We start from the raw sequence: 26,107 nt of genomic DNA, 5'->3' as shown, positions 1-26,107 counted from the left end.
AGAATTGCTGAAAGCCGAACGCAATCGGTTTGGTAGTGGCCATGATGAAGTTGGATACTGGCTTTTGAAGAGGTGGGGAATTCCGGAACATTTGAGCCTGGCATGCATTGCCAGTCATGCAGATACCTCCGGACATGAGGCGCAGGCGACGCCGTTGACATGCGTGGCAACCTCCGGATATTTCGCCGATGTTTTTCTGAAGGGCGATCACGCAATGCAAATTGTTGCGGCATCTGAAGCAGCTGCCCGCTGGCTGTGCATGGACGCTTGCACGACGATTGCCATGCTTGAGAAAATGCGCGAGCAAATGCAGGAGTTCGAGGCCCTTTTTGATATGCGCGTCTTGCAGACTGATCAAGTGGATGCACTTCTTCAGGAAGCAAAGGAGCTAATCACGATAGCGAATCTGGGGCGACAACGCGAACTTGAAGAAAAAACTCATCGTGATGTTCTCACGGGCGCCCATAACCGTCGGTACTTCGATGAGGCATTCAAAGATGAATTCGCCGTAGCCTCCCGGCAGGGCTGGCCGCTTTCTGTTGCCTTCATCGATATTGACCACTTCAAGCAAGTCAACGATTCTTATGGTCATGCGGCAGGCGATAAAGCTCTGATTGCACTATCACGCATTATTGCTTACCAGATCCGTGGAAGCGACATCTTTGTACGATATGGAGGTGAAGAATTCGTGCTGCTATTCCCGGGCACGGCAGCCGAGGAAGCGCTGATCGTGCTCACTCGTATCAGGCAGGCCGTCGCATCCTATTGCCATACTTACGACACTGCCACCTTCCATTTGACCATATCAGCCGGGCTGGCTTTCCATATGGATGAAGATATGAAACATGAAACCGCAGAGGGCTTGCTACGCGCGGCCGATAGCGCGCTTTATACGGCAAAGCAAAATGGGCGAAATCAAATAATCAAATCAAAAGCAAAGTGATATTTACGCGAGAACCTGGCTGGAATAAACAACAATAAACAAAGGAGGACAAGACTCTTCGTGGAGTGAAAAATTATCTTTTTTCGAAAGAAACTTCATTGGATTGTTTGCTGACCTTTGCAAATTCGTATGAATTAAGCAGGAACGTCCTTCGTGACGGTGCTCGCCCGAACTCGAAATGAAGCTGCTTTCAGTCAAAAACGCTGAATCCGTAATGATCTGTATACGATACGATCGGAACAGGTGTGTGACGGGCTAACGAATCTATTTAAATCATCGAATCTAAATAATTGGGGAATTAGGAATGCTGAGAGATATCAAGTCGTATCCGTTAGTTTTAAAAAATTGCCTTATAGCTGGATTGACCGTATTTTCGTCACTTGCTTTATCCCAGCCTGCCACGGCTCCTCGTGCTGAAGCCATTTATTTTGGGGGAAGTATTCTGACCATGGCTGGCGACACTCCTCGCTACGCAGAAGCAGTTGCGATTCGAAATGGAAAAATCATCAACGTCGGCTCCAAGGCCGCTGCTTTGCAGTTGCGCGATGAGCGCACTCGCATGGTAAATCTTGCCGGCAAAACCTTATTGCCGGGGTTTATCGATGCTCATGGACATACATGGATGACTGGATTCCAAAAATTATCCGCCAACCTTCTCCCGCCACCAGACGGGCGGGCTAGTGACATCCCTACGCTGTTGTCCTTGCTGAAGGAATGGCAAAGTAAAAATCCTGTTGCAATAGACAAAGTGGGCTGGATTATCGGATTCGGCTACGACGATTCCCAACTTGCTGAGAAAAGACACCCTACTGCCGCGGACCTTGATCAGGTATCGACTGAAATCCCTATCGTCATCATTCATCAATCCAGTCATTTGGCCTCCATGAATCACAAGGCGCTGGAGCTGGCCGGCATCACTTCTGCGTCCCCGAATCCTGCCGGTGGCGTGATTCGACGTCTGGCTGACGGACGCACACCAGATGGTGTTTTAGAGGAAATGGCCTTCTTTGCTCCGATGTTCAAAGTGCTCGCTTCTTTCGACCAAAACGCCAGTGAAAAAATTGCACTTGCGGGCGCGGATTATTACGCGCAATTCGGCTTTACTACGGCTCAGGAAGGTCGTGCAAGTAAACAGATTACGCAAACCTGGCACAAGCTGGCCGACGAAGGAAAGCTAAAGATAGATATCGCTGCCTATCCCGATCTTCAGGCTGAATCGACTTTTATGAGTGAAGCCGGTACGAAAAAAACCTATCGTAATCATTTCCGTATCGCCGGCGTCAAATTAAGCCTGGATGGTTCCCCGCAGGGTAAGACGGCGTGGCTTAGTGAACCTTATGTTCACGTTCCCCTAGGGCAGCCTGCCGATTATCGTGGTTATCCGGCGATTCCCAAGAGCGACGATTTGCAGTCATTGGTGAATCAGGCTTTCAATAACAATTGGCAAGTGCTGGCCCATACGAATGGCGATGCTGCTGCTGATGCTTTAATCAATGCCGTCGCAAAAGCCGAGAAGCGATACGGTAAAGGCGATCGCCGTACAGTCATGATTCATGCGCAGACCGTCAGAGAAGATCAACTTGATCGCATGAAGCAACTCGGTATTGTCCCCTCGTTCTTTTCCATGCATACCTATTATTGGGGCGATTGGCATAGAGATGAAACACTTGGGAAGGATAGGGCATTGCGTATTTCTCCAACGCAGTCCGCACTTAAACGCGGCATGTGGTTCACCGAGCACCACGATGCGCCTGTAGCCTTGCCAAGCAGCATTATGATTCTTCACACCACAGTGAACAGGACAACCCGTAGCGGCGCAGTCCTTGGAGAAGATCAACGGGTCAGCCCTTACATTGCATTGAAAAGCATTACAGATTGGGCATCACGACAATACTTTGAAGAAAAGAGCAAAGGGACGATCAGTGTCGGCAAGTTGGCAGACTTGGTCATTTTGGATAAAGATCCGCTTAAAGTCGACCCCGCAACTATCCGCGACATCAAAGTGCTTGAGACAATCAAGGAAGGCAAGACGATTTTTTCTCAAAACTAAAGGGTTAATTTAACTGACTACAATGTTTGCTTGGTGCGTCAGCAGCGACTCCGTTCACAAACCAGCTATCGTCGTCGTCCGAGAATACGTGGTGACATGGTGGCTGTCTGTGTCACCACCCTTTCGGGATAAGTACGTCTGGTCTTGGTCACAAACATAACTCCTGGGTGGGCATTATCCACCTTAATTTAGTGTCTACCTAGACCGGGACAGACCAATGCTTCATTAACTGAAGTGAGGGAGAGAGATAGCTCTCTCCCTTATATAAAGAATATAAAACCCCCGCATTTGCTCCGCACTAGGTAGGCCGAGTGATCAACTGCTCTCCAGCGTTGAACACATGATGGGGGTATTCGATATTTTTTTACTGTGGTGGGGTTATTGGGTAATAAGGATCAACATTTGCCACCTGTACATTGAGCTTTGAGTGGGCTGCAGACTTCGCTAGACAGTAGTCGGTAGTCAGTTAGTGAGGGTCCGTTCTGCGAGCAAATCAACACCTTGTTGTTATTCAGGGAGGAAATGTGAATGAATGTGAAGCAATAGACCATTATTCAAGTTTTTCGAATTCACTCAGCGACTTTCCGTAGGAAAACTTTTATTATGAAACGATTAAGGTTCCCAACTGAAAGCACTACTTGAATTTTCACTTTTCCAAAGCTGTACTGCCCTTGGGTCTGGTTGTTTGCGGCGTCGCTTTTGCACAAACGCCGCCGAACGCCGGTTCGCTGAATCAACAGATCGAACGAGAGCAGGCACCTCTTGCTCCCGCCAAGCCAATCCCTGAAATCCGCATCGAGCAGGACGCTGCACCGACCGCAGCCGTCTCTGATCATCAGAAAATTCTTGTCCGCAGCCTGCAAGTAACAGGTGCGCACGTGTATGCCGAAGCCGCGCTTCTGGACGTGACTGGCTTCAGTGCCAGTCGCGAGTTGACGCTGTCCGAGCTGCGCGGCATGGCATCGAAGATTGCGCGCTATTACCATGTGCGCGGTTATTTGCTGGCACAAGCTTATCTGCCGGCACAAGACATCAAGGACGGGGTCGTGACGATCGCCGTGCTCGAAGGCCACTATGGCAAGGTCACCGTACGCAATAGCACCAATTTGTCGGATGACTTGGCCAACGGCTTGCTCAGCGGCCTGAACAGCAGCGATGCAGTTTCGATCGCTCCGCTTGAAACCAGCCTTCTGCTGCTGTCCGACCTTCCCGGTGTGAACGTGAGATCGACCCTAGTGCCGGGCGCTTCGGTCGGTGCTTCCGACTTGATCGTTGATGTAACACCGGGCCAGCGTGTCACTGGAGCTGTCGATGTCGACAACGGCGGTAATCGCTATACCGGTGCCCACCGTGTTGGCGCGACGGTCAACATCAATAACCCTACCGGACTTGGAGATGTCGCGACGCTGCGGGCACTGACGTCCGGCTCCGGGCTGAACTATGCACGCGCTTCTTACCAGGTGCAGATCGACCGCGCCAAAGCGGGCGTCGCCTATGCCAGCATGCGCTACCGCTTGGGGGAAGAGTTCGAGAGCCTGCAAGCTAATGGCACCGCGCAGATCGCGAGCGTCTACGGCAGTGTGCCGCTGATCCGTTCACGCAGCAACAATCTGTATGCAGTGATCAATTTCGATGCCAAGACTTTCCAGGACAAGGTGGATTCGACTGCGACACGCGCAGACAAGAAAGCCCGGGTGGCGATGGCCAGCCTGACCGGCGATCATCGGGATGGTTTCGGTGGCGGCGGGCTGAGTACTTATGCGTTCACCTGGACCACCGGCCAGATCGACATCAAGAGCGCGGCATCGCTTGCAGCCGATGCCGCGACAGTGCAAAGCAACGGCCATTACGACAAATTAGGATTCAATGCGATGCGACTGCAAAGGGTGACTGACACTCTCTCGTTGTACGCCGCTGCCAACGGACAGTTGGCCTCAAAAAATCTGGACACATCGGAGAAAATGGGACTGGGCGGAGCCAATGGCGTGCGCGCTTATCCGGAAGGCGAAGCATATGCCGATCAGGGATATGTGCTCAATCTGGAAGTCAGAGCATTGTTGCCGCGGTTATCAGAACGGCAATCCGGGCAGATGCAGTTAATCGGCTTTGTCGATACCGGCACGGCGACGTTGAACAAAAATCCGTGGGTCGCCGGGCAGAATCGTCGGACCTTGAGCGGTGCGGGGGTCGGGTTTAACTGGGTGGACAACGACAATTTCGTGGTGAAGGCGTATTACGCCCGCAAGCTGGGCAATGCGACAGCAATGTCGGCACCGGACAAAACGGGGCGCTTCTGGTTGCAGGCTGCCAAATACTTTTAAGCGCGGCATCAGGCAATGACTGCAACGAATATTGACTGTACTCAGTCTTCAAGAGAAATAGGGGACGCACCATGAACCACATTTACCGCTCGATCTGGAATGAGCACACCGGCACCTTTGTTGCGGTTTCCGAAAGTGCCAAAAGCGGCGGCAATAAAGCGTCGGCGGGCGCAAGCATCGCGACCAGCGCGAGCTTTGCGCTGAAAGCGTTGGCGGCCTCTCTGTTGGTCGTGTTCGGATCGACCAGTCACGCGTTGCCTGTTGGTGGCGAAGTCGTGGCCGGCAGCGCTACCGTCACCAGCGGAAATGGCAGTATGACGGTCAACCAAAGCAGCCAGAACGTGGTGCTCAACTGGCAAAGTTTCAATATCGGCGCGGCAGAAGCGGTGCGCTTCGTGCAACCCAACAGCAACTCGGTTGCGCTCAACCGTGTGATCGGTGCGGACCCGTCGAGCATTCTCGGTAGCCTGTCGGCCAACGGTAAAGTATTCCTGGTCAACCCGAACGGCATCCTGTTCGGCAAGGGCGCGTCGGTCAATGTCAGCGGCCTGGTCGCATCGACGCGCAACATCAGCGACAGCGACTTCATGGCAGGCAACTACAAGTTTGCCGGCGCGGGTGGCGGCGACATCCTTAATCAGGGAGCCATCAACGCCGATGGCGGCTATGTCGCCCTGCTGGGTGCGCATGTTTCTAATGAAGGCGTCATCAGCGCCAGACTTGGTACCGTCGCGCTCGCCGCAGGCAACGGCATCACCCTCGATGTCGTCGGGGATGGGCTGTTGAATGTCGCGGTGAACGAAGGTGCGGTGAATGCGCTGGTGCAGAACGGCGGTATGATTCAGGCCGACGGCGGACACGTGCTGATGACTGCACAAGCAGCGGGGAATCTGTTCCAGACCGTGGTCAACAACACGGGCGTCATTCAGGCGCGCACCATAGAGAATCGTGACGGCGTCATCAAACTGCTGGGCGACATGCAAAGCGGCACGGTCAATGTCGGCGGCACGCTGGATGCCAGTGCGCCCAATGGCGGCAACGGTGGCTTTATCGACACCTCGGCGGCGCACGTGAAGGTGGCCAACGACGCTCGCATCACCACACTGGCAACAGATGGCAACACCGGTACCTGGCTGATCGACCCAACCGATTTCACCATTGCCGCCGGTAGCGGTGCTAGTACTGGCTCAAGTATCGGCGCCGATACACTGTCCAGCAATCTGAACAACAGCAACGTCGAGATAGCAACCGTCGCTGACGGCTCAGAAAACGGCGATATTCACGTCAACAGCGCCGTCAGTTGGAGTGCAAATAAGCTGACGTTGAGTGCTCTCCGCGACATCAACATCAACGCCAGCCTGAACGGCTCCGGCAACGCCAGCCTGGCGCTGCTGTACGGCCAGGGAGCAGTCGCAGCCGGCAATACTGGCAAAGCGATCATGCATGCCGCGATCAACTTGCCGGAAGGTCCCAGCCTCAGTACCAAGCAGGGGTCTGACGGCGTCGTCAAAAATTACACCGTGATCACTCGCCTTGGGGCGGCCGGGGACGCTGCGACAGCAGCGGCGAGCTTGCAAGGAATGGCGGCTGCCGCCAACCTTGGCGCCAATTTCGCCCTCGGTGCCGACATTGATGCCGCCGCTACCGCAAGCTGGAACGGAGGCGCCGGCTTTACGCCGATCGGGAAGGCAAGCGCGCAATTCAGCGGCATCTTCGAGGGGCTCGGGCATGACGTCTCGAACCTGAGCATCAAGCCCACTGGCTCACTGTCTTACGTTGGGCTGTTCGGATCGACCGCCACTGCGTCCGAAGTCCGCAACATCGGGTTGGTCAACGTGTCGCTCGCAGGAGCGGACGGACAAGTGGGCGCCTTGATAGGGAGTAACCAAGGCAAGGTCAGCAACAGCTACGCCACCGGCATCGTGCGCGGCGCTACGCATGTGGGCGGTTTGGTCGGGGACAACTGGGGATCGATCGACGGCAGCTACTTTTCCGGCTCGGTCACCGCCGGCAACCGGCTGGGCGGCTTGGTCGGCGTCAACACTGGCAGCATTTCGAACTCCTACAGTACCGGACAAGTCAGCAGCTCCGCGGCTCAAGACCTGATTGGCGGTCTGGTCGGCCATAACAACGGAGGCACCATTAGCACGAGTTATGCCTCTGCCGAGGTATTCAACAGCAGCACAGATCCAAACCGCCACACCGGGAGCCTGGTTGGGTTTAACTCTGGCACCATCAGCAACAGCTACTGGAACCTCAACGTCAGTGCACTTCCCGGCATCTATGGTGGCACGGCGTCCGGCGCGACCGGGTTGACTGAAGCGCAGATGAAAACTGCGTCCAATTTTAGTGGCTTCAACTTCACAACCACACCCGGCGCGGCCGGCAACAACTGGGTGATCGTCGACATCGACGGCACGCTCAACAATGCCGACGGCGCAGTCGGAGCGACCCGGCCGATGCTGGCCTCCGAATATTCCACCACAATCAACAACGCGCACCAGTTGCAGTTGATGGCGATGGCCCCTGCGGCTAGCTACACGTTGGGCTCGGATATTAATGCCGCCAATACGGCTCTCGGCAACGATGTCTGGGGTAGCGCCGGCTTTTCGCCGATCCGCACATTTTCCGGCAGCTTCGACGGCCTCAATCATACGATCAGCGGCATCACCATCAATCAGCCTAGTCAATCGTACCGTGGCCTGTTTGCATACGCTAATTTTGCCTCAAGGATCAGCAATGTGGGCCTTGTTGGGGGCAGCGTGAATGGATCAAGTTACTCTGGCAGTCTTGTGGGTCGCAACGAAGGCGTTATCAGTAACAGTTACACAACGGCTAATGTAGATGGAGGCATTAATTACTATGTCGGTGGTTTGGTGGGTTGGCTGATGCCCGGCGGCACGATTAGCAATAGCTACGCGGGTGGCATGGTCACCAGTGCGGGGCGTGCTGGCGGCTTAGTGGGGCGCAACGAAGGGACTGTCAGCAACAGCTACGCGAGTGGAGCCGTGACCGGTGCTTCAAGTAGCGGTCTGACTGGCTTGAACGATTCGGGGGTAGTGACCAATAGCTTCTGGAACATCGATACAACAGGCCAAGCTACTTCAACTGGTGGTACCGGCCTGAGCACAGTCGCAATGATGCAGCTAGTCAGCTTTAGTAACTGGAATATCGCAAGTACAGGTAGCAGCGGCGCCGTCTGGCGCATCTATGAAGGCCATACTGCGCCATTGCTGACCAGCTTCATGACCGGTTTGACGCTGACCGGCGCGCCGGATGTCGCAGTGACATACAACGGCAATGTCCAAAGCGGGGCGAGCATTGCCGCACCCAGCGGAGTATTGGGCGCGGCTGCCACCGGAACCAACGCAGGTTTTTATAACGGTTACTACTCTACTCAGCAGGGGTATGACATCAGTGGCGGGAATCTTACCGTCAACAAAGCCGACCTCGCCATCAGTACCAGCGATGTCAGCAAGACCTATGACGGCGTTTTGAGTGCAGTAGGCACGGCCACCGTTACTAGCGGCACTTTGTTCGGCAGCGATTCGATCAGCGGCGGCACCTTTGCCTTCACCGACAAGAACGTCGGCAGCGGCAACAAGACGGTGACGGCCACTGGCGTCACGGTCAGCGATGGCAACAATGGCGGTAATTACAACGTTAGCTATGCAGACAACACCACCAGCACGATTGTGCCCAAGGCGCTCACGGTTGCCGGTGTAACGGCGCTGGATAAGGTCTATGACGGCACCACCTTGGCCACTCTTGCTGGCGGCACGCTGGCAGGTATGATCTCCGGCGATACAGTGACGCTGATTGAGGCGGGAGCGTTTGCTACGCCGAACCCAGGTAACGGGATCGCGGTTGCGGCAGCCGTCAGTCTGGGCGGTGCATCAGCGGGGAACTACACCGTAACGCAACCCACCGGCTTGACAGCAAATATCACTGCACCAGTGAGCGTGGTTGATTCTAATCCGCGCAATCTGAATGCCATCGCCAGTGCGGTTTCGCTAATGTCCGCTATGCCCTTGCAGGGCAATATGGCCGTTGCGCAATTACCCTCGCCTCAGGTTGGGAGCAATGCGTCGATGCCGGGCGGATTGACCGGACTGAACCTTGCGATTACGGGCAGTGGCGTAATGCTGCCACCCATCGAGCAGGTAAGCAACGCACGCGAGAACAAGAACTAACTGCTGAAGGCATTGATAGACCACTCCTGAATTTGCAAGGGTGGCACAATTCATCCAGGACAATGGATGAGGTGTTAATCATGAGCGCATCTAAAGATTGAAAGCCTGCTAATCAAATAGCAGGCTCATTTGAACTGAAAAATAGAAGTAATTGCAAATGCGCTACATTTCCCCCCGCTCGGCCAACGATGTACAGCCTTGCGAGCTGACCACGATGTGATCTAAGACTCTCACGCCAATCAAGGCCAAAGACTCTATTAAAACCTTGGTCAGTTTGATATCCGCCTGGCTAGGTTTCGGTTCACCCGATGGATGGTTATGGGTCAGGATGATTGCAGCGGCATTGTGCTCCAAGGCGAGCTTGGCCACTTCGCGCGGATACACAGAAGTAGAATCAATAGTGCCGCGAAACATTTCGTGGAAACCAATGATTTTGTGCTGCGTGTCTAGTAGTAAGACCGCAAAGATTTCGTGCGCATAGTCTTGAAGCAGCGTGCGTAAATGCTCTTTGACGTCACCAGGACTGGTTAATGCTCTGCCTTTGTTTAAGCGTCTGCGGGAAAGCTGCTTTGCCATGGTTAAAATATCTTCCTCGGTCACAAGCGTGGATTCCATGACGTACGTGCCCGGTTCAGATCCGGCTTTCAGTTTGTGGTAACGCATGCGAGTTCCTTCACAATCAAAAATGCCGCTACAAAGAGCGGCATGGGACAATGGGTGGCTATTGACGTTTCACTTTATTACTGCGTAGTTAAGCTTCAACATTCCCCACCTTCGCATTGAGCTTTTCACGCAATCCAACTTTTTCTTCCGTGCAGGGTTTCTTTGAAATGCCTCCAGCGCTCGCGTCGGTTTCAGTAAAAAATTCTTCAATAACCTCCGGCCTTTCTTCTTCCGAATCTTCAAACGCACCGTTGCTTAGTCCTTCGCGAGCGACCACATCCAATGCAGCCTGCTCATAGCCACTAGACTGGCGACGCTCATTAAGTTGTCTGGCTTGTGCAAACGCCTCTTCTATCGTCAGTCCTTCCCTGACTGTGATATCCACGTAGTAAATGGCTGAGCGGTGGCTGAGCGTCGTACTCTTGCCGCGCAGTCGTAACTCTAGGGGAAGACATGCCAGCAGGTCGCCGGACGCAGCCTGGTAATAGCTGAGTCTCGCTGCCAGAGTACGAATACTGTTGAAACCAGTCGTCCTAAAAATGAACGTTCCCATTTCTTCAGTATCACCAATCATCACGTTTAGTCGGCCATACGGTTTGCAGGCTCCGCCTTTGGCGAGATCGCAGCCATCCGGTGAAGGGCAGGGCAGTGTCTGCATGCCTGTGGTGGTGAAACGCTTGCATGTCTCGCCGTTGCCAACACACAGTGGCCGTCCGCTTTGAGGATCAAACAAGTTGTATTCTGCGCGCAGATTTAAATCCGGTTCATTGAATAGAAGGCGAATTGGAATCGAGCGCAGCTTGTCGCTGCCAGACTTGCGCAGCGCTTCGTCCAAGGGATGATTTACCCAGCCGTCACGGTTTTGTACCTGAGACGTAATGGTGAACTGATCATCCTTTTCTGGGAGACGTTTGCCGTTCTTCTCCACTACCTTGCCGATGGAGATCCGTCCGATGACGGGTGGGGTAATAGCGAGACCTTTGATCATGATGTATTCCTCAATAAAAAAGCCCAGCCTCAACAAGAGACTGGGCGGCATAAAAGCCATTCACCTAAATAGCGGCGAATGGAGAAGGGAGTTGCAGGGATGTGTGAATTACGTGGTGATGAGGAAGCGGCGACTGCCAGGCTTGGTTAGGGGATAGCGAGTGGGAAGATCGGGTTGATCCAGCAGTAATGCAGCCATATCCAAGGCTTGGCTGTCTTTTGACCGTTTCCAACTGACACTGCCAGTCTCGAATACGGCATTGCTGGCGTCGCCCATGCGTTGCTCGATTTTCTGTTTCAACTGGGACTCCAGTAGTTGGCGCTGAGCGATCTCTTCACGTACCAACACCAGATCGGCAAAGGCACTGGAGAAGTCGCGGTCGTCTGTCAGATCAAGGCGTTGACCTGCATCAGTTGGATACAGACAGCGCAATGCGGTATCCGCTGAATCAGAACCATCTACCGGTGGCGGTGTATCTGTTTCTACGTACTGCCAGAAGCGACGCTCTAGCTCAATGAGTCGCTCAATCAGCACATCGTCTCGTTCAATACGAGTTACCCTGATTTCCTGGCCACACACCAGCACACACACGTCAGCAGATGCTTTGCCTGTAACCGCGAGTTGGTGCTGCACTTGACAAACTATGTATTCAGGCACACCGTCGCGCCATAGGCGGGCACCGAATTCACCAGCAGTTTTGCATTCAAGGATCTGGACGTCGGATGCGCCGACCACTTCACGATCAATGTTCGCCAGCATCCATGCCTTGTCGGGATCGGGATGCTGCAGTACTGCATTGATCTTGCGGACCCGGTTTCCAGTACGGCGGGTGTAGTGCGCTGCGACTATCGGTTCCAGTAGCGTTCCCCAATACATCGGACTGGTTTCATCGTTAGGATCAACTTTGGGTAAACCGCCATCGCGTCCCGTCTTGATCATCCATAACTCAAGCTGGGACTGATAGGGATTCAAACCAACGGCAGCGGCGGCATCGCTGCTGCCTATGCCGCCTTTACGTACTGCGAGCCAATGGTCGCGGCTCAATTCCTTTGTTGATACCAGCCGTAATGCTGGTGGTTTCCTTTTGGGTGCAATCGCAGGATGGTTCATGAAGCGACTCCTCAAATAAAAAGCCCGGCTACGGTGTAAGCGCAGTCGGGCAGGGGTGTGAGACGGATAGGGGTGAATAACTAAAGCAATGCACACACAGTAAAGAAAAAGGCTCTAGGCAATCATCAGCAAAGCCTGATCTAACGCAATATTTTTCAGTTTTGCACCTTGCCCGAACCAGGCTGACTCCAGTCGATGATCGGTACTGCGCGCACGTCGTTCATGATCGATAAACTCGGTCACTGAATTCAGCAGGCCCAATGCCGTTCCCTTGGAGGACGCCAGTTCAGCCCCTTTGCCATGTCCATCGAACATCGCCATGGCTTTCGTCATGGCGCGTTCGTTGGTGTGGCCGGAGGCAGTTTTACTTTGGTCGGTAAAGACCCTCAGGTAGTAGTTCTGTACTTCTTTTGATTTGACCTTTCGTTCACTCAAGCCCTTCATGCGGTACATGAAGGTATCCCAGGTTGATACGGAAATGCCGAGTTGCTGCTTGACGGCTTGTGGATCGAAGGACGTGCTGTGCGGGACTTTGACTGCACCGTTACTACCAGACAGCGCTACTGCCAGAGTGTTGTTGCAGACCACACGAATCGACGTGAATTGCGCCGTCGTTGCCAGCGTACCATCGCAAGCGGTGGCCAGCAGGACGTAGCCATTGGTCACATCGTTGCCCTTGATGGTGGAAGACTGTCCTGTGCGTGCCAGTGCCCAGATCTTGCGACCTCCTTTCAAGACGCCAGCCGTTTCCAATTCGAAGCCGGAGATTTCCGTCAGGTCACGATAGAACTCCAGAATCTCGCGAGGTTGCACAACCTGGTAGCGTTGGCCGACTACGGATAAAGGTTCGTTAGTGTCCGAGCGGAACAGTACCTTGTTCTCCGGGAAGGACATGATTGCACCTAGACTACCGACGCTTTCAGTCATAAAGCGAACCGGTGCTTCCCGGATCTGCCAATCCATGCCTGCTTGCTGTGCCCATACTTCAATGGGCTGTTTGGCGGTGAGTTGATTGCCTAGTCCATGCCAGGGTGTTGTGCCACAGAAGGCCATTTTTTCAAGTAGGTGCGCCATAGGGTGATTTTTCCTTTTGTTTTGTATGCACGTGACGATGCCGCTGTGAGCAGACAGCCGATAAATACAGTCAGTGCAAAGAGAGTGGGTTACGAGATGTTGCTGGGGGGGATTACAGAGTTACGAAACTGCGAATGTCTAACTCAGGTAGTTAACGATCACATGGAATCTGCTTGTTGAAGGAGCAGTCGCAATCACGGCAGTGATAGTTATCTAATACGGTGTCATCGATGACTTCGCCGAGTGTGGCACCGGTAGCGCATCCTGCTGCACCGCCGAACAGACCGCCGAGGATGGCACCGGCAATACCACCGATCCCGATACCAATTGGACCAGCTATGACGCCAATGCCGGCGCCGATTTCAGCGCCTACCATCGCACTGCTTACACCGACTGCAGCGCCGGCAACAGTGCCGATGGTGCCACCTGTCTTCTTGCCGTAGTTCTTGATGTCGATGTGGTTAGATAAGCATCTTGGACAGATGGGAGTCATGTGGCGTGTCCCTTCGTTTCAGAAGATACAGACACACGCGTTATCAATTGAAGGCTTATTTTTTCTTGCATATTTTTCCTTTGTCTAAGGGGATGAAATTTGATGCCCTGAGTGACGACTAAACAATGGAGATTGCTCAGTCTCGATAATGGAATATATGTTTGAAATTATTTGGAATCGGCGGCTTCGCTTTTTAAACGAATGCATTTTTTGAAGGCGTGTGTAATGCCGCTAAGGATTTCCTATCTTTGCGACCGAGTGGCTGGTACACCATGAGCTTTCTAAGCTCTTGATGCACCGATAAAGCTGCAAGGAAATCAAACCGTTACATGGCCCGTTGAAAAACTGGGTCATTTTTTATGGCAGTTCAATGGGAAGGATGAGCAGGTAAACTTGTCTGGGGGGAGGGTAACAGAGCAGTTTTCACACCAATCTGATATAGATGCACTTGCAATAAATGACCACTTTCGCCCATGCCAGCCTTACGAACCCACGGAGACTCAACAGACGGCTATCTGAGTCGACCTGGCCTTCCCCCATCAGGACGGACACTTTCGTTAGGTATGATTTCCCTATCGGAGGTTTTATATGGCACGTGAAAGACGGTTGTTTTCTGAAGAGTTTAAGCGCGAGGCAGTCAAGCTGGTAGGCCAGCTTGGCGCGAGCAAGGCGGGTATCGCCCGCGATCTTGGCCTTGGCTAATTTATTGGCGCGCTGGTGTAGAGAGGCCAGCGTCGACGGGCAAGTCAATGGCGGCGAGAAGGTTTCCAGTCAAGAGTACGAGCGTATGCGGCGCGAGCTGAGCAAGGTAAAGACGGAGCGCGATATATTAAAAAAGGCGCTGGTGGGTTCAACCGGTCAGCGCAACGCTTCAGCGAGTTTATCGCCAAATACCGAACCATCTGGCCCACGCGAACTATGTGTCGCCTGCTTGGTGTATCAATTAGCGGTTTCTAAAATTGGCTCTACCGGCGAATGAGTCAGCATGAGCGCGACAATATTCAGCTGCTGCAGGCCATCAAGCACAGTCACCAAGCCAGCGATAACGCATACGGTTCACCGCGCGTGGTCGTAATAGCCGTTTTCTTATCGTGATACTATCCGCAGCGTGCGCAAAAATTCGTCATAGCAACATCATCCGGTATAGCTACATAGTCGATATGAAACACCAAAAGCAATTCACCATGCAGACCTATCGTCAAACTGCGACGATGATGGCATTTGCACGGCCGGTGTAGTGACAAGATGTGCACCTCATCACAAAAAATTGTAGCGCTGTTCATGCTCACTGTCTTTTTGACTTGCCTAGGCGCCTACAGTTTCAACCCGAAACTGCTCAAGCATGGTTTTACCCATGGCAACCAAACGCTAGGTGCATTGGCCAATCACGATCATCCTGATCTTGACTCCAAGGGCAATGCTGCTTCGGAGCCATTGAATAAAACTGAACACCAGTTACTGCACGCTGCAGCTCACATACTTCCTTTCCTCGGCAGCTCCAGCCATCGCATGTTCCTTGACGCGCCGGCACGCGTCATCCCCATACTGTGGCACCTGCTCTCCTTGCCCCCAGCCCAGAATCACCCCCCATTTCGTCCTCCGAGAACCAGCTACCGCATTTGATTGCTGTATCTGACGCCGCATAATCCGGCGTTAACGGCTCTTCAGCATCGTCGTGGGTGACGTGCTCATGCTTATTGCGCCATTTGGCGCAACTCGAGGTTAACTATGAACAAAATAAATTCGTCCTTCCCGCTAACCATGTGGGCGGCGCTGGCTGTATGCGCCTTCACCTCTGCTGCCCAGGCAAATGACAGGCCGGCAAAATTTAGCGTTGCCGCTACCCAGATTCAGGTGCTGGGAATACAAACGATGCAATTGCAGAATCAATCCAATTCGATGACAGTGACTTTTCCTGCACAGGTCATCGTTCCACCCACAGCGGAAAAGATAGTCAGCTCGCCGGTAACGGGGCTGGTGGCGCAATTGCTGGTCCAGCAAAATCAGCTAGTGAAGCCTGGCACGCCGTTGATACGTATTGCTAGTATGGAACTCGGTCAGCTGCAATTGCAGTTACTGCAAGCGAGTACCCGTGCCACCCTTGCACGGCAAGCGGCGCAACGCGAACGGCAGTTGTTTGACGAAGGCATCATTCCACAACGTCGGGTACAGGAAACGCAGGCAGCATTAAAAGAAAGCGAAGCCGCGCTCAACTATGCGAAGGCTATGCTGCGCTTGAGCGGCATGTCGGCCACGATGGTAGAACGCATCGCAGCGTCCGGCAAGCTGCAAGACAGCATTACACTGAGCGCAACGCAAGCCGGCATCGTCACCGAGATTTCGGTCAAGCCGGGACAGCGCATCGAGGCAGCAACTGCATTGATGAATGTGGCGCAAACTGAATCGCTCTGGCTCGATATTCAACTCCCGGCTACTGAAAATACGCACAAGCTGGCTGGAACGAAAATCAAGGTGCAAGGCCGGGACATCACGGCACACATTTTGAGCGCCAGTCCAACCGTCTCTTCCAGCAGCCAGACGCTCATGTTGCGCGCAGCCATCGAGGGCAAGACAGGTCAAATAAGACCGGGAGAATTTGTGACGGTCGAATTGCCGGTAGCGACAATGCAAGGCAGCTGGGATGTGCCTCTATCGGCAGTGGCACATGACGGCAAGCAGGCTTACGTCTTCGTACGCACGCCAGATGGTTTCGAAGCCAGGCCGGTAACGATCATGGCCAGTGCTGGACAACGGGTACGCATGCAGGGCCAGCTCAAGGCCGGCGAACATATCGCTGTCAACGGTGTGGTGGCACTCAAAGGTGCTTGGCTTGACGGCAAGGGGAGCAAGTAATGCTAGCCCGTCTCGTTCAATTTTCCCTCTCGCAACGCCTGTTCATACTGATAGCGACGCTGATTACTGCCGCTGCCGGTTGGTATGCCTATCTCGGCTTGCCTATCGATGCATTCCCCGACGTCTCCAGCACGCAAGTAAAAATTATCATGAAAGCCCCTGGCATGACGCCGGAAGAAGTTGAAAGCCGCATCGCGGTACCGATAGAGGTGGAAATGCTGGGCATCCCGAAAACCAAGAGCCTGCGTTCGGTTACCAAGTATGGACTGGTCGATGTCACCATCGATTTTCTGGATGGTACAGACATCTATTGGGCGCGCCAGCAGGTGAGCGAACGCCTGGGCGGGCTGAGCGATAGCCTGCCGGCAGGCATCACTGGTGGCATGGCGCCAATTACCACTCCACTGGGCGAAATGTTCATGTTTACGGTGGAAGGCGAAGGGCTTTCCCTGGCTGAGCGGCGCAGTCTGCTGGACTGGGTAATCCGACCTGCGCTACGTACCGTGACAGGTGTTGCCGATGTAAATGCACTCGGTGGCGTCGTGCGCGCCTTCGAAGTCATACCCGATCAAATCAAGTTGGCGGCCAGCGGCGTGACGATGGCACAGCTCAAGCAGGCGATCAGCCTCAACAACCGCAATGACGGAGCGGGCCGGCTCGGTGAAGGCGATGAAGTACTGCTGGTACGTAGTGAGGGCAGCATTAGGAATCTGGATGACTTGCGCGCGATTGTCGTCACCGTAAAGGATAGGTCGCCGGTTCGACTGGGCAATCTGGCTGAGGTCAAGATCGGCACCATCACACGCAACGGCGTGGTGACCCAAAGCGGCAAAGGGGAAGCGGTCGAAGGTCTGGTCCTCGGGCTGGCCGGCGCCAATGCACAACAGGTCATCAAAGGCGTACGCAAGAAGCTCGATGAATTGCAGGTAACGCTCCCAAAAGGCGTGCAGATCAAGCCTTTTTACGACCGTTCCACGCTGGTCACCAAGGCAGTCGGCGCAGTTTCTTCTGCATTGCTTGAAGCAACCGTTCTGGTCGTCATATTGCTTGCTTTATTTCTCGGCAATATACGCGCAGCCTTGACCGTCGCTCTCGTGCTCCCGCTGGCAGCCTTGATCACCTTCATCCTGATGCGCAGCTTCGGAATGTCGGCGAATCTGATGAGTCTGGGCGGCCTGGCAATTGCAATCGGCATGCTGGTCGATGCTGCCGTGGTGGTGGTCGAAAATATCGTGCAGCGTCTGGCGACCGATCCCACGGCCGGCAAATTGCCGCGGCGGCATACAATCTATCGTGCCGTGCGTGAAGTGGCTGTTCCGGTTACGGCCGGGGTTTTAATCATCATCACGGTGTTCCTGCCGCTGCTTGCCCTACAAGGGCTGGAAGGAAAATTCTTCGCACCGGTTGCGCTTACCATCGTCTTCGCGCTGGCGGGATCCCTGCTGTTATCGCTCACCGTCATTCCAGTAGTAGCATCCTATTTACTGCGTGAAGTCAGTCACGAAGAGCCGTGGTTGCCGCGCAAATTGCTGGCACTCTATGAACCGGCACTTGCCTGGGGGCTGCGGAGTCAACGCATCGTGGCAATCATCGCGCTGTTGATGCTGCTGGTTGCCGGCGTGATCTATACGCAGGTCGGCAAGACCTTCATGCCGACGATGGACGAAGGCGATCTCATCATAGGGATAGAAAAACTGCCATCCATCAGCCTGGAACAAAGCGCCGCGCTTGACCTGAAGATCCAGCAAGCACTGATGCAAGCGGTGCCTGAAATAACAGGAGTGATCGCACGCGCCGGTTCTGATGAAATCGGCCTCGATCCTATGGGGCTCAACCAGACTGATACGTTTTTGGTGCTGAAACCGCAAGGCGAATGGCGCATGAAGAGCAAGGAAGCGCTGATGGATGAAATGCGTAAGGTGCTCGACCCTATGCCGGGCATCACATACAGCTTCACGCAGCCGATCGAGATGCGCGTATCGGAAATGGTGATCGGTGTACGTGGCGATCTCGCCATCAAGATTTTCGGCCCGGAGCTTGCAAAACTTAATGAGTACGCAAGCCAGGTTGAAGGTTTGCTCAAGACCGTGCGCGGCAACCAGGATGTCTACACGGTCCAGAACAATGGCATGCAATACCTGCGAGTGACGGTAGATCGCCTGCAGGCCGGCCGCCTTGGTTTGAGCGTAGAGGAAATACAGGATGCGCTGCGTACGCAAATCGAAGGACAACGCGCCGGCATCGTCATCGAAGGCAACCGACGTACGCCTATCGTATTGCGCGGCACCGAAGCAGTACGCATGTCGCCGGCCGAGTTTGGTGCGATGCGTATTACCACTGTCGAAGGCAGCACGATTCCATTGTCCAGTGTCGCCAAGCTGGAACGTGCCGAAGGCCCGGTCAAGATCGATCGCGAGATGGGTAGCCGCTACAGCGTGGTGATTGCCAATGTCGGCGGGCGCGACCTGGTCGGTTTTGTCGAAGAGGCCAAGACGCTGGTTGCCGCAAAATTACCTTTGTCTTCCGGTTACAGCATTACCTGGGGTGGCCAATTCGAGAATCAGCAGCGTGCCGCAGCGCGTCTGGCGGTGGTCGTGCCGATAGCGCTCGGGCTCATCTTCATTCTGCTGTTCTCGACTTTCGGTTCGGCGCGCCAGGCGCTGCTGATCCTCAGCAATATTCCCTTTGCACTGGTCGGCGGCATCGTTGCGCTGTGGATAACCGGGGAATACCTGTCGGTCCCGGCCTCGGTCGGCTTCATCGCGCTACTCGGCATTGCGGTACTCAATGGCGTTGTACTCGTCAGCTACTTTAATCAACTGCACAACGAAGGGATGACGCTGAGTGAAGTTGTTGTCCAGGGATCGAAGCGGCGTTTGCGCCCCGTCTTGATGACGGCCTCCATTACCGCCTTCGGCTTGATTCCACTGCTGTTCGCGACAGGGCCGGGTTCCGAGATACAGCGGCCTCTGGCTATCGTCGTGATCGGCGGCCTGATCACCGTGACGGTGCTGACGCTGATGCTGTTACCCATACTTTATTTACGCTTTGCGTTTCCCAAGCAAGAGGTTTCCCATGTCTAAAATCTGCTTAACTCTGCTGTGCCCGCCGACCATTGAAGAGCAGTTGCTCGATCTGCTGCTGATGTCGCCCAGCACGACGGTTTTTACGAGCCGGCCCGTCACCGCACGCGGTTTGACCGGTGTCGATCTCAGTCCAAGCGAACAGGTAATGGGCCGTTCCCTGGCCGCCGAAGTGAAGGTCATTATCGCCGCCACGGATCAGGCATCGTTGCTCGATAGCATACGGCAGCAATTTTCCGGAACGGGCATGCGCTATTGGACTGGACCGGTTATTGAATCGGGAGAAATCGCATGATGATCAGATTCCTTTTCATCAGCCTGTTGAGCGTCTCCGGCATCGCATTGGCGCTCGAACCGCTCAACCCGGCAGGGTTTTTACCCACTGAAATTGCTCGTCCTCTTCTGGAGCAAGACCCTGGCGTTGCCGCCGCACGCGGTGGCCTGGATGTTGCTCTTAACGAGGCCGGCATCCTCGATAAATCACCCTATGAATGGACCACCCGTGCTACCGGACAGCAGCGCAGGCTGGAAAGCGGTCCCCGCTACAACGAATGGCATGTCAGCATAGAACAAACCCTCCGTCTTCCTGGTAAAGCTGCGGCCGATCGCAATCTCGGTACGGCAACGGTGGAAGAGTCGCAAGCTCGCTATGGAGAGGCGCTGCATGAAGCCGCGCGAGACTTGATGACGATGTGGCTGGATTGGCTGGCGGCAGAACGTGCACGCGAGCTGGCTGAAAAAAATCTGCTATCGATGCAAGCCAGCCTTGGCGCTGTAGAAAAGCGTATCCGTGCTGGCGATGCTTCGAAACTGGATTTGAGCATTGCCCGCGCTGAACTGTCGGAGCAAAAACGTTTGAACAATGACGTGAAAACGCAGGCCACCACCACCTGGTTGCGTCTGTCCACACGTTTTCCTGGAATCAAACGCCAGCTCCTACCTTTGCCAACACCATTGCCGATAGCAGACAATGCCGCATCCATGCGTGAACGCATCCTTGCTGAAAGTGACGTATTGAAAGGAGCACAAGCGCAAATGCGGATGGCTCAAGCACACGCAGAACGGGCGCGTGCAGAGAAGACGCCAGATCCGACGCTGGGAGTATTCACTGCTTCCGAAGTAGGTGGGCGGGAGCGCATTTCCGGCATCATGATCAGCATCCCTATCCCCGGTGGTGCCCGCAATTTGCGCAGCGCAAAGGCAGCTGCTGCATTAGGCGTTTCATATCAGGAAATAGAGATGAAGAAGCGCCTGCTAGAAACCGAAGTTGCAAGTGCGATCGCCACCGCTGACGGAGCCTACGAAAGTCTGCAAATCGCCAACGAAGGTGCCAGTGCGATGCAGGAAAATGCCGCCTTGATGCACCGTGCTTACACGCTCGGTGAAGCGGAGTTGCAAGCGATGTTGCTGTCAAACCGGCAGGCAACGGCAGCAAGCAACAATGCACTGCAGGCGCAGCTTACGGCCCTAAAAGGTTATTTTGGGCTGCTAGTCGATGCGCATCTGATTTGGGATTTGGCGCATGATTGAAGCCTTGACTGATTAATCGCTGCACGTCAAAAATCATTCATAGATCTCATCCATTTTCGAGAACATGGATCCTTCAGAAGGCTAAGTAGTTTCATGTAAGTAGCCCTAAAAGGTTGTGTGCCAACTTTTTAGGGTGTGTGGAGGTACTTCCGGATAAGTCCCGAAGGTCAAACGTTTTTTTCGTTATCCTACCGATATGACATACGCCATATTTTCGAGTCGAATGCAGTGAACTCAAGATACATCCCGGAGTCATCAGCTAAGATATCTCAGTCGACAGCCGCAGAAGCGAAGAGCAGTACTTCTGCTACTCGACGAGTCACGAGTCCCGGCAAAACTCTTTCTCCGCCGTAGACCCACCGGCGCAACTCCAGCTAAAATAAGCGCATCGGCTTTCTTGCTACGGTTCGACATTGGCTTGCTACCCGGCGGCTTTTGGCGGTCGCGTATCTGCTTCGTCGTAGACTTGATGCAAACGTGGGTTTCGTCGTCGTCACGCGGCCGCGTCTTTCCCACGCACTTGGAGGATGAGCCGCTCCTAAATCCCTTCGTTATACATTCAGGGCGATTAAAATTTCAGTCCGCAACGTCATGCATACCCACGTCAATATTGGCTCTCCCGCATGCCGACTATTGCGAATTGCGGACTGTAATTGGGCCTAAAAGCCACAGTACATATAGAAATATACGATAGTCTTCTAAACTGAGGATCGCGGGTTTGACTCCTGCTGGGCAGGCCAATTTCATAGCGCTTCTACGCGTTTTCTCCTGGTCCGAAAATCAAAAATGATCCCAAGAATCGTCTGCACGATCAGGAAGTACACAAGATCGTTGATACCTTCATCCCACGCATGTTAAGGTGCGAGACTTCTATGCGATTGGATATACCACCTTGTCGGTACGGTCGTCGGAATACGGTTAGTTAAAATTGCGCTTAGCCTGAGTGGCGAAATTGACAGACACAGCGGATTTAAAATCCGCCGCTTACCCGAAAGGGAGCGTCCTGGTTCAATTTCGACCTCGGCACCACTGGATGTTGCAAGCCATGAAGCACAATATCGCAGAGCTTATCGATCTTCCCGCGTTGCAAAATGTGATGGACGCCCTGTTTCGAGCCACTGGCATCAATCATGCGTTGCTCGATCTGCAAGGTAGGGTGTTGACGGGTGCCGGCTGGGAAGACGCCTGTACCGAGTTCCATCGCGTCTATCCCGAGTCATGCAAGAATTGCCAGATTAGCGATCAATATATTTTCAACCACCTCGGTTGCGCCACCTATGTCGGCTATGAATGCCTGAATGGGTTATTCGAATATGCGACCCCGGTCAATATCAATGGTGCGCACATGGCGACCATCTTCACCGGCCAAATCCTGCACGCGAAGCCGGATCTGGCGCGTTTTCGGGCGCAAGCCGCGCAGTTTGGTTTTGATGAGGCAAGCTACCTAGAGTCGATCGAAAAAATCGCCGTGATCCCGCGTGAGCGCATGCCAGCGGTGATGGAATTCCTGGTGGAGCTGGCGCAAATGCTGGGGCGAGCCGGCGCCATGCGGCAGGAATGCGCACTGCGGATCGAGCAGGACAAGCGACGTGTGGCGCGCGAAATGCACGATGAACTGGGGCAGTTGCTAACTGCGCAGGCCATGCACGTCGCCTGGCTGGATTTGCGTTTCGGCAATGACAATCCAGAGCTGCGCGCCAAAACCGGCGAGATGGCGGTGCTGCTGGAAAAGACCATCCACGCGGTACGCCATCTGGCGACCAGCGTGCGGCCGGCGGCGCTGGATCTTGGCTTGCTGGCCGCGCTCGAATGGCTGGCCGCCGATTTCAGCCAGCGTTCGTCAATCCTGTGCAGTGTCGATGCGCCTAGCGGCGACATCGCGCTGGACGATGCCACCGCCACCGGATTATTCCGTATCGTACAAGAGGCGTTGACCAATATAGCGCGCCACGCCAATGCTAATACGGTGCTGATTTCACTAAGCCAGCAAGGTGTCAGCCTGCGGCTTTCTGTGCGAGACGACGGTTGCGGTTTTGATGTTGCAGCTAAGCGCGACGGTGCCGGTTTTGGTTTGCAGAGCATGCGCGAGCGGGCCGTGGGCTTAGGTAGTGTGCTGCGTATCGAGAGCCATTCTGGCAGCGGCACATGCATCAAGGTCGAGCTGGAGCGAGCCGAGACAGCCGGGAGCACGAGCCAGGCATGATCCAGATCCTGATTGTCGATGACCACGCGCTGATTCGCAGCGGTCTGTCTCACCTCATTGAAGCTGCTGGTGACATGGTGGTGGTGGCCGAAGCCGCGAACGGTGCACAAGCTCTGGAGCTGCTCGGTAGTCGTGAATTCGATGTGCTGCTGCTCGATATCAACATGCCAGGCTTGACTGGCATGGAATTGATCGAACGCCTGCATGCCGTACAGCCTGCGTTGCCGATTTTGATTTTGTCGATGCACGATGAAGGCCAGATTGTGCGTCGCGCGCTGGCAGCCGGCGCGGCTGGCTACATCAGCAAGTCGAGCGATATGCTGATGTTGGTGGAGGCGATTCGTAAGTTGGCCGCCGGCGGTCGCTTCATTGATCCGGCGCTAGTCGATGCGGCAGTATTCGATTCCGGGCTGCATGAACCGCAGCCGCACGAGGTGCTGACCAAACGCGAGTTGCTGGTGCTGCGCATGATCGCTACTGGCCAGCCGATCACTTCGATTGCACTACAATTACATTTGAGTGCCAAAACTGTCAGCACCCACAAGATGCGGCTGATGAAAAAACTACACATCAACAACAATGCCGACCTGGTGTTGTTTGCCTTCCGCCATCAACTGATGGACAACATCCCTCCTGCAACGCCCGTTGCCCGTAGCAGCTCCGCCAGCAAGTAAGGATTTCCTGCTTTTTTTGTCGGGATATTCGCCTGTAAATTGCAGAATCTGCCGACTATTGAGTGGGCCGCAAATATTCGATACTCGACTTGTATTAAGTCAACATTTTTCATTCTGATAACGTTTGAAGCGTGGGCCGATCATTTACGATGGAGGAGTCACAATGAGCAAGGCGAGTATGAAGGTCGGAACGCGTTTGACGCTGGGTTTCGGCCTGGTACTGTTATTGATAGTGGCGCTGGTCGCAGTCGGCTTGTGGCGTTTCAATCAAGTGGGTGGGCTGAGCAGCCGCATCATCGACAAGGACTGGGCCAAGTTAGAGGCGATCAATCTTGTCGATGGCGCCACGCGCGCCAATGCGCGTGGCACCCTGGAATTGTTCCTAGTGGCCGACTCGGAGCGAGTGACTCGGATTTACCAGCAGATCGAGGTGAACCGAAAAAGGGTGGACGAGGCGCTGACAAGCCTGGAAACGCTGGTGTACCTGCCCGAGGCGAAAACATTGCTGGCGACGATCAAAGAGGTACGCGGCAAGTTTGTGGCTTCCTTTAACCGGGTCAGAATCATGCTGGAGCAGAATCAGCGTGAGGAAGCTGTTGCCCTAATGAATGCAGAAACTTTGCCGGCACTGGATGCCTTGCAGGCACCGATCACCGCCTTGCGCGAGTTGCAGAGCAAGCTGGTGACCGAAGGAGGCATCGAGATTCATAGCAACATCGATGCCGCCCGGCTGTTGATGCTGGTGCTGGGCGGGATGGCTCTGGCGATCGGCCTACTTTCCGGATTCCTGATCACCCGCCGGTTGCTGAGCCAGCTTGGCGGCGAGCCCGATTACGCAATGGCGATCACGCAACAGATTGCCGCTGGCGACCTTGCGGTCGAAATTGAAACCAAGAGTAGCGATCACACCAGCCTGCTATTTGCGATCAAGACCATGCGCGACAGCTTGTCCGGCATCGTGCGCCAAGTGCGTAGCGGCACCGATACCATCGCCACCGCATCGGGTCAGATTGCGGCTGGCAATATCGACCTGTCGTCGCGCACTGAAGAGCAAGCCAGCTCGCTTGAAGAAACCGCTTCGTCGATGGAGGAGCTAACTTCGACCGTCAAGCAAAATTCCGACAATGCGCGCCAAGCCAACCAACTGGTAGTGTCGGCTGCCGAAATTGCGCAAAAAGGCGGCACGGTAGTGGCGCAGGTGGTCGATACAATGGGTTCGATCAATGCATCCTCCAGAAAAATTGTCGATATCATCGGCGTCATCGACGGCATCGCGTTTCAGACCAATATTCTGGCGCTGAATGCGGCGGTGGAGGCCGCTCGCGCTGGCGAGCAGGGGCGTGGCTTCGCTGTGGTCGCAGCTGAAGTGCGCAATCTGGCGCAACGCAGCGCCGCCGCCGCACGCGAAATAAAAATTCTGATTGACGACTCGGTGGAGAAAGTCGGGATCGGTAATACCCTGGTGGAACAGGCCGGCGTCACGATGGGTGAGGTGGTGGACAGTGTCCGGCGTGTGACCGACATCATGGGAGAGATCGATATGGCAAGCCGGGAACAGACTGCAGGCATCGAACAGATCAACCAGGCTGTGACCGAAATGGATACCGTGACCCAACAAAATGCGGCACTGGTGGAAGAAGCGGCGGCGGCGGCCGAAGCGTTGCAAGACCAGGCGAGTAACTTGGCGCAGGTGGTGAGCATCTTCAAGCTGTCCGGTGTCGCCGATATTGCCAATGGCTCCAATGTTGTTAGTTTAGGCGCTGTTTCAGTCGTTAAAGCGCCGCGGCTAGTACTCGCGCGGGTCGAGGCGAAGCGGGGAGTGCAGCGGTCGTCGGTGCTGAAAGACAGTTCGCTCAACCCGCCACAAGCTAGGCAGGTAAGCGTGACAGCGGACAGCGACTGGGAACAATTTTAAGCATCAGGCCGGCG

Annotated in this window: 19 protein-coding genes, 1 tRNA gene and 1 pseudogene; 15 read left to right on the top strand and 6 right to left on the bottom strand. The window is 54.5% G+C overall.

All coding sequences use genetic code 11. The features are described from left to right. Positions 1-4 precede the first annotated feature (4 nt). The 4 genes from ACIQW9_RS05900 (at position 5) to ACIQW9_RS05885 (ending at position 9,507) form a co-directional block, all read left to right on the top strand. Positions 5-943 carry a diguanylate cyclase gene (locus tag ACIQW9_RS05900; protein WP_402334140.1) on the top strand — a complete coding sequence of 313 codons (939 nt, stop codon included), beginning with the start codon at positions 5-7 and terminating at the stop codon, positions 941-943. Between the two features lie 304 nt (positions 944-1,247). Beyond that, positions 1,248-2,993: an amidohydrolase gene (locus ACIQW9_RS05895; RefSeq protein ID WP_402334137.1), complete on the top strand. Its 1,746-nt coding sequence runs from the start codon at positions 1,248-1,250 to the stop codon at positions 2,991-2,993. Positions 2,994-3,631: 638 nt separating this feature from the next. Next, positions 3,632-5,314 carry a ShlB/FhaC/HecB family hemolysin secretion/activation protein gene (locus tag ACIQW9_RS05890; RefSeq protein WP_402334134.1) on the top strand — a complete coding sequence of 561 codons (1,683 nt, stop codon included), beginning with the start codon at positions 3,632-3,634 and terminating at the stop codon, positions 5,312-5,314. Between the two features lie 71 nt (positions 5,315-5,385). Beyond that, positions 5,386-9,507, top strand: coding sequence for a filamentous hemagglutinin N-terminal domain-containing protein (locus ACIQW9_RS05885; RefSeq protein ID WP_402334131.1), 4,122 nt, complete (start codon positions 5,386-5,388; stop codon positions 9,505-9,507). Between the two features lie 162 nt (positions 9,508-9,669). On the opposite strand, the gene radC is transcribed toward ACIQW9_RS05885, so the two are convergent. The 5 genes from radC to ACIQW9_RS05860 form a co-directional block, all read right to left on the bottom strand. Next, a complete protein-coding gene (gene radC / locus ACIQW9_RS05880; protein WP_402334128.1) occupies positions 9,670-10,170 on the bottom strand; it encodes a DNA repair protein RadC in 501 nt (166 codons plus the stop codon). Positions 10,171-10,258: 88 nt separating this feature from the next. Next, positions 10,259-11,158, bottom strand: coding sequence for a hydrolase or metal-binding protein (locus ACIQW9_RS05875; RefSeq protein WP_402334124.1), 900 nt, complete (start codon positions 11,156-11,158; stop codon positions 10,259-10,261). A gap of 108 nt (positions 11,159-11,266) precedes the next feature. Continuing rightward, positions 11,267-12,268 carry a YqaJ viral recombinase family protein gene (locus ACIQW9_RS05870; RefSeq protein ID WP_402334121.1) on the bottom strand — a complete coding sequence of 334 codons (1,002 nt, stop codon included), beginning with the start codon at positions 12,266-12,268 and terminating at the stop codon, positions 11,267-11,269. A 114-nt stretch (positions 12,269-12,382) separates the two neighbouring features. Beyond that, positions 12,383-13,342: a DUF932 domain-containing protein gene (locus tag ACIQW9_RS05865; protein ID WP_402334118.1), complete on the bottom strand. Its 960-nt coding sequence runs from the start codon at positions 13,340-13,342 to the stop codon at positions 12,383-12,385. A 151-nt stretch (positions 13,343-13,493) separates the two neighbouring features. Further along, on the bottom strand, positions 13,494-13,835 hold the full coding sequence (locus tag ACIQW9_RS05860; RefSeq protein WP_402334115.1) for a hypothetical protein: 342 nt from the start codon (positions 13,833-13,835) through the stop codon (positions 13,494-13,496). A 588-nt stretch (positions 13,836-14,423) separates the two neighbouring features. On the opposite strand from ACIQW9_RS05860, the gene ACIQW9_RS05855 reads away from it, so the two are divergent. From ACIQW9_RS05855 to ACIQW9_RS05825, 7 genes are all read left to right on the top strand, one after another. Then, positions 14,424-14,537: a transposase gene (locus ACIQW9_RS05855; RefSeq protein ID WP_402334112.1), complete on the top strand. Its 114-nt coding sequence runs from the start codon at positions 14,424-14,426 to the stop codon at positions 14,535-14,537. After that, positions 14,530-14,814 (top strand): hypothetical protein, encoded by a 285-nt coding sequence (locus tag ACIQW9_RS05850; protein ID WP_402334109.1) that lies wholly within the window; start codon positions 14,530-14,532, stop codon positions 14,812-14,814. The genes ACIQW9_RS05855 and ACIQW9_RS05850 overlap by 8 nt, the downstream gene beginning before the upstream one ends. 266 nt (positions 14,815-15,080) lie before the next feature. Beyond that, entirely contained in the window at positions 15,081-15,458 is a 378-nt protein-coding gene (locus ACIQW9_RS05845; protein WP_402334107.1) for a hypothetical protein, read from the top strand. Positions 15,459-15,563: 105 nt separating this feature from the next. Further along, complete coding sequence (locus ACIQW9_RS05840; protein ID WP_402334104.1) at positions 15,564-16,688, top strand: efflux RND transporter periplasmic adaptor subunit; 1,125 nt, start codon at positions 15,564-15,566, stop codon at positions 16,686-16,688. Then, positions 16,688-19,771: an efflux RND transporter permease subunit gene (locus tag ACIQW9_RS05835; RefSeq protein WP_402334102.1), complete on the top strand. Its 3,084-nt coding sequence runs from the start codon at positions 16,688-16,690 to the stop codon at positions 19,769-19,771. The genes ACIQW9_RS05840 and ACIQW9_RS05835 overlap by 1 nt, the downstream gene beginning before the upstream one ends. After that, the gene (locus ACIQW9_RS05830) at positions 19,764-20,066 is read left to right on the top strand and encodes a DUF3240 family protein (protein WP_402334100.1); all 303 of its coding nucleotides are present in this window, start codon (positions 19,764-19,766) and stop codon (positions 20,064-20,066) included. The genes ACIQW9_RS05835 and ACIQW9_RS05830 overlap by 8 nt, the downstream gene beginning before the upstream one ends. After that, positions 20,063-21,301 (top strand): TolC family protein, encoded by a 1,239-nt coding sequence (locus ACIQW9_RS05825; protein ID WP_402334097.1) that lies wholly within the window; start codon positions 20,063-20,065, stop codon positions 21,299-21,301. Before ACIQW9_RS05830 ends, ACIQW9_RS05825 begins: the two co-directional genes overlap by 4 nt. 269 nt (positions 21,302-21,570) lie before the next feature. Here the strand turns inward: ACIQW9_RS05825 and ACIQW9_RS05820 are convergent. Beyond that, a pseudogene (locus ACIQW9_RS05820) lies at positions 21,571-21,672 on the bottom strand (lysozyme); the annotation flags it as partial. 566 nt (positions 21,673-22,238) lie between these two features. Here ACIQW9_RS05820 and ACIQW9_RS05815 point away from each other — a divergent pair. The 4 genes from ACIQW9_RS05815 to ACIQW9_RS05800 all read left to right on the top strand — a co-directional run bounded on the left by ACIQW9_RS05815 (position 22,239) and on the right by ACIQW9_RS05800 (position 26,093). Beyond that, positions 22,239-22,330 (top strand) — tRNA-Leu (locus ACIQW9_RS05815). 16 nt (positions 22,331-22,346) lie between these two features. After that, the gene (locus ACIQW9_RS05810; protein ID WP_402334094.1) at positions 22,347-23,504 is read left to right on the top strand and encodes a PocR ligand-binding domain-containing protein; all 1,158 of its coding nucleotides are present in this window, start codon (positions 22,347-22,349) and stop codon (positions 23,502-23,504) included. Continuing rightward, positions 23,501-24,178 carry a response regulator gene (locus ACIQW9_RS05805; protein WP_402334091.1) on the top strand — a complete coding sequence of 226 codons (678 nt, stop codon included), beginning with the start codon at positions 23,501-23,503 and terminating at the stop codon, positions 24,176-24,178. Before ACIQW9_RS05810 ends, ACIQW9_RS05805 begins: the two co-directional genes overlap by 4 nt. A 163-nt stretch (positions 24,179-24,341) precedes the next feature. Further along, positions 24,342-26,093: a methyl-accepting chemotaxis protein gene (locus ACIQW9_RS05800; protein ID WP_402334089.1), complete on the top strand. Its 1,752-nt coding sequence runs from the start codon at positions 24,342-24,344 to the stop codon at positions 26,091-26,093. Positions 26,094-26,107 lie beyond the last annotated feature (14 nt).

The sequence above is a fragment of the Herminiimonas sp. NPDC097707 genome (assembly GCF_044761395.1).
Classification (GTDB): domain Bacteria; phylum Pseudomonadota; class Gammaproteobacteria; order Burkholderiales; family Burkholderiaceae_D; genus Oxalicibacterium.
This window is presented reverse-complemented; position numbering and strand designations above follow the sequence as displayed.

Excerpts from the sequence above, each read along its gene's own strand:
- ACIQW9_RS05895 (WP_402334137.1), top strand. The coding sequence starts at position 1,248 with ATGCTGAGAGATATCAAGTCGTATCCGTTAGTTTTAAAAAATTGCCTT.
- ACIQW9_RS05885 (WP_402334131.1), top strand. The coding sequence starts at position 5,386 with ATGAACCACATTTACCGCTCGATCTGGAATGAGCACACCGGCACCTTT.
- radC (WP_402334128.1), bottom strand. The coding sequence starts at position 10,170 with ATGCGTTACCACAAACTGAAAGCCGGATCTGAACCGGGCACGTACGTC.
- ACIQW9_RS05875 (WP_402334124.1), bottom strand. The coding sequence starts at position 11,158 with ATGATCAAAGGTCTCGCTATTACCCCACCCGTCATCGGACGGATCTCC.
- ACIQW9_RS05870 (WP_402334121.1), bottom strand. The coding sequence starts at position 12,268 with ATGAACCATCCTGCGATTGCACCCAAAAGGAAACCACCAGCATTACGG.
- ACIQW9_RS05865 (WP_402334118.1), bottom strand. The coding sequence starts at position 13,342 with ATGGCGCACCTACTTGAAAAAATGGCCTTCTGTGGCACAACACCCTGG.
- ACIQW9_RS05860 (WP_402334115.1), bottom strand. The coding sequence starts at position 13,835 with ATGACTCCCATCTGTCCAAGATGCTTATCTAACCACATCGACATCAAG.
- ACIQW9_RS05855 (WP_402334112.1), top strand. The coding sequence starts at position 14,424 with ATGGCACGTGAAAGACGGTTGTTTTCTGAAGAGTTTAAGCGCGAGGCA.
- ACIQW9_RS05845 (WP_402334107.1), top strand. The coding sequence starts at position 15,081 with ATGTGCACCTCATCACAAAAAATTGTAGCGCTGTTCATGCTCACTGTC.
- ACIQW9_RS05840 (WP_402334104.1), top strand. The coding sequence starts at position 15,564 with ATGAACAAAATAAATTCGTCCTTCCCGCTAACCATGTGGGCGGCGCTG.
- ACIQW9_RS05835 (WP_402334102.1), top strand. The coding sequence starts at position 16,688 with ATGCTAGCCCGTCTCGTTCAATTTTCCCTCTCGCAACGCCTGTTCATA.
- ACIQW9_RS05830 (WP_402334100.1), top strand. The coding sequence starts at position 19,764 with ATGTCTAAAATCTGCTTAACTCTGCTGTGCCCGCCGACCATTGAAGAG.
- ACIQW9_RS05825 (WP_402334097.1), top strand. The coding sequence starts at position 20,063 with ATGATGATCAGATTCCTTTTCATCAGCCTGTTGAGCGTCTCCGGCATC.
- ACIQW9_RS05810 (WP_402334094.1), top strand. The coding sequence starts at position 22,347 with ATGAAGCACAATATCGCAGAGCTTATCGATCTTCCCGCGTTGCAAAAT.
- ACIQW9_RS05805 (WP_402334091.1), top strand. The coding sequence starts at position 23,501 with ATGATCCAGATCCTGATTGTCGATGACCACGCGCTGATTCGCAGCGGT.
- ACIQW9_RS05800 (WP_402334089.1), top strand. The coding sequence starts at position 24,342 with ATGAGCAAGGCGAGTATGAAGGTCGGAACGCGTTTGACGCTGGGTTTC.